This window comes from Legionella pelazae, assembly GCF_052527395.1.
Map to the genome: position 1 here is coordinate 1 of NZ_JBNVZS010000027.1, position 3,275 is coordinate 3,275.

Here is a 3,275-nt window from a genome sequence, read left to right on the forward strand (position 1 = left end):
TACAGCTTGTAAGTGAACGCGAGCAGCGTCAGTGCTGGCAATCATCGCAGCTTGGAGTTCAAAGAATTTTATGCGTCGTCTGGCTATCCGTTTCAGCACATCGGTATCTGTATTATCAATGTACCTTGTGTCACCATATCCCGTTCCAAGAGCCATACGATTTGTAGGACTATATAGAGCGAGGGTGTTGTTCTGTAATTCATTTGAAGCAAATTTTTCTAATTCTTTTCGGATATCATCATTTGTATTTGCGGCGACAAGAGCCCGTAAATCATTTAATCTCTGAATATTAGCGCGCTCAATTAATCTACTATATTGATCAAAGTATTGACCTGCCATCTTTTTCTCCCAAGTACAAAGGGGTTACGTAACTAGAAATGCAACATTATTTTTAATTTACTATCTTTTTGTCATAAACATACTTGACGAGTTGCTAAATTACTCTTATTTAACATATTATACCTAAATATTAAACTTATTGCTATTTTTTTTATCAATTTATTACGGTTTAAGCGTATTTACTTCAGTTAGAGGGCCAAAACTCCTTTACTTTAAAGAAATTGTTTGATTTAAGCCCTAAACTCATAACTCATTTTCTTATAGCAACTAATATTTTTTAAGTTACCTAACCTTCTTAATAATTTTAATTGATGCGCTTTACATTCATTCTGAAACTGTGAATATTATTTGTGGCCTTTTAGTAAAATCCCACGGTTAAAGTAATTAATAATAAGATCCATATACAAGCCGGGATAATCCAAAGATTGGATTTATGAAAGAAAGGCCGCTTTTTTTTCCGCCAATAGATGATGCTTAAAGGAATTAACGTGATTAAATAAATTAAAATAAAGGTCGCAAGGCTTTCTTTCCACCCTTGAAAAGGCATTATCTTTGCTAGCCATGATACCGTAGTATGTAAACCTATTTTTAAAAATAATAACCCCCATAAAATCCAAGCTTCAGAACTTATTACGAACCAAGATACTAAGGTTAACGGCAAAAAGAGTTTGACACCGCGAATGGCCATGACTTTTTTTATCATGTTGCCAAACTCAGCTGAGAAGAAAACAAGGATAGCAGATCCAAGGATAATGACTGTTACTATTAATAAATCCATATCTATCCTCGACTCTCTAAGCTTTCCCAACGTTCATAAAATTGCTTTAATAAATCTTCATCCGCTTTTAATTGCTGGCTATGTTCTGTTATCGCTTGTGTATCTTGTTGATAAAAATCAGGTGATGCCATTTGTTCTTGCAGCTTAGCAATTTTTTCTTCTAATTTTTCAATTTGTTGCGGTAATTGAGTTAATTCACGCTGTTCATTAAAGCTTAGCTTTTTAATTCTAGGCGTTTCTTTGACTTCTGCTTTGGACAAAGCAGGCTGTGGGCGTTGTTGTTTCTTCTGCACTTGGCGATAGTCTTCATAGCCACCTAGGTATTCATTAAATTGCCCCTCGCCCTCATAAACTAATACACTGGTGACCACTTGATTAATAAACTCCCGATCATGGCTTATTAAAATTAGCGTACCTTTATATTCAATAAGAAGCTGCTCTAGCAATTCTAGTGTTTCGATATCTAAATCATTAGTGGGCTCGTCTAAAACCAGTAAATTAACTGGTTTGGCAAAAAGTTTAGCCAGCAGCAGTCGGTTTCGTTCACCCCCGGAGAGTGTGTGGACCGCTTGGTTGAAGCGTTCAGGAGGAAATAAAAATTCTCGCAAGTAAGTGGCAACATGCTTTTGTTTGCCATTGATGGTGACATAGTCTGAACCATCACTCACATTGGCCATGACCGTCTGATTTTCATCTAATTGTGCTCGCAACTGATCAAAATAGGCAATTTCTAAGTTAACACCGCGGCGAATAGTCCCGCTTTGTGGTGTAAGCTCACCTAACAGTAGGCGAACTAATGTTGTTTTACCGCAACCATTAGGGCCTAAAATACCTAATTTATCACCACGAGTTAGTAAGAGCGAAAAATCGTTTACCAATAAGTTATCGTCAATTGCATAATTAACGTGTTCTGCTTCTATAATGAGTGTCCCTGAACGTGAAACGTCTAAAGCCATTGATTTAACTTTGCCTAATTGTTCACGGCGCGCTTTATATTCTTCACGCATCGCTTTTAAAGCGCGAACCCGCCCTTCATTGCGCGTACGGCGTGCTTTAATTCCTGTTCTAATCCAGGCTTCTTCCTCTTGCAAACGTTTATCAAATAATTCATTATGGCGCGCTTCAGTGACCCGCATCGCTTCACGCCTATCTAAGTAGGTTTCATAGTTACAGTGATGGATATAGAGCTTGCCTCGGTCAATTTCAACGATCTGATTAGCGACTTGATTTAAAAATTCTCTATCGTGGGTGACAACCAATAAACTACCATTATACGTTTTAAGATAAGATTCTAGCCATTCAATGGAATTAATATCCAAATGGTTCGTTGGCTCATCTAGAAGCAATAAATCAGGCGCTGCAATTAAGGCCGCTGCTAAGAGAGCTCGGCGTTTCATACCGCCCGATAATTCACTCATACGCGCATCAGGGTTTAAGCTAAGTCGGCTTGCCATCATATCTACCCGCGGTAAACTATCCCAAGCATGGAGACGGTCCATCTCTAGTTGGCAGGCTGCTAATCGGGTTGTGTCATTGCTAGCGGATAGACGTCTAAATTCACCTAATACTTCACCGACCACACCTAGACTTTTGACTAAAAAATGATAAACGGTTTCTTCATCAGCATGTGGTACATCTTGGGTTAAGCCAGCAACTCTTATTCCGCTTAAACGATGGAGTTGACCTGAATCCGGTGTAAGCTCACCTTGTAATAATTTTAATAAGGATGATTTACCGGCCCCGTTGCGTCCGACTAAGGCAATGCGTTCTTTGGGTTGAATTTGCCAATCCACTGCATCGAGTAATTTATTGCCAGCAACATTTAATGTAACTTGATTTAAAGTAATAAGACTCATAGCCAAACAGCCTATTTTAATTTTTAATTATAATCTTTTTGCAAGGTGATTAATTAATATTATGTCATTTTTTAGGTAGAGATGACAAAATCATTTCTTTAAATTTTTTGTCATACCCGCATTACTTTTTGTCATACCCCGTAGGTGGGTACTCATTATTATCCGCAGCTTATCATATTGTACTTACTTAAGATAAAAATGCATAAAGGAGTTGTATTTTGAGAGATCGGATTTTTTTATCTTCATAGGTGCTACCGATAAATGAATGCCTGCCTACGCGGGCATGACAGATAAAAAACAAA

The 3,275-nt window shown here is 37.7% G+C and carries 3 protein-coding genes; all 3 read right to left on the reverse strand.

Annotated elements, in window-relative coordinates; genetic code table 11:
- Nucleotides 1-339: hypothetical protein (locus ACQUW5_RS15220; RefSeq protein ID WP_444992112.1), on the reverse strand; the 339-nt coding region annotated here is incomplete at its 3' end.
- Between the two features lie 358 nt (nt 340-697).
- A complete protein-coding gene (locus tag ACQUW5_RS15225) occupies nt 698-1,117 on the reverse strand; it encodes a hypothetical protein (protein WP_444992113.1) in 420 nt (139 codons plus the stop codon).
- A 2-nt stretch (nt 1,118-1,119) separates the two neighbouring features.
- Nucleotides 1,120-2,973, reverse strand: coding sequence for an ATP-binding cassette domain-containing protein (locus tag ACQUW5_RS15230; protein WP_444992114.1), 1,854 nt, complete (start codon nt 2,971-2,973; stop codon nt 1,120-1,122).
- Nucleotides 2,974-3,275: the final 302 nt, after the last annotated feature.

Coding starts and splice junctions, on each gene's coding strand:
- ACQUW5_RS15225 (WP_444992113.1), bottom strand. CDS start 1,117: ATGGATTTATTAATAGTAACAGTCATTATCCTTGGATCTGCTATCCTT.
- ACQUW5_RS15230 (WP_444992114.1), bottom strand. CDS start 2,973: ATGAGTCTTATTACTTTAAATCAAGTTACATTAAATGTTGCTGGCAAT.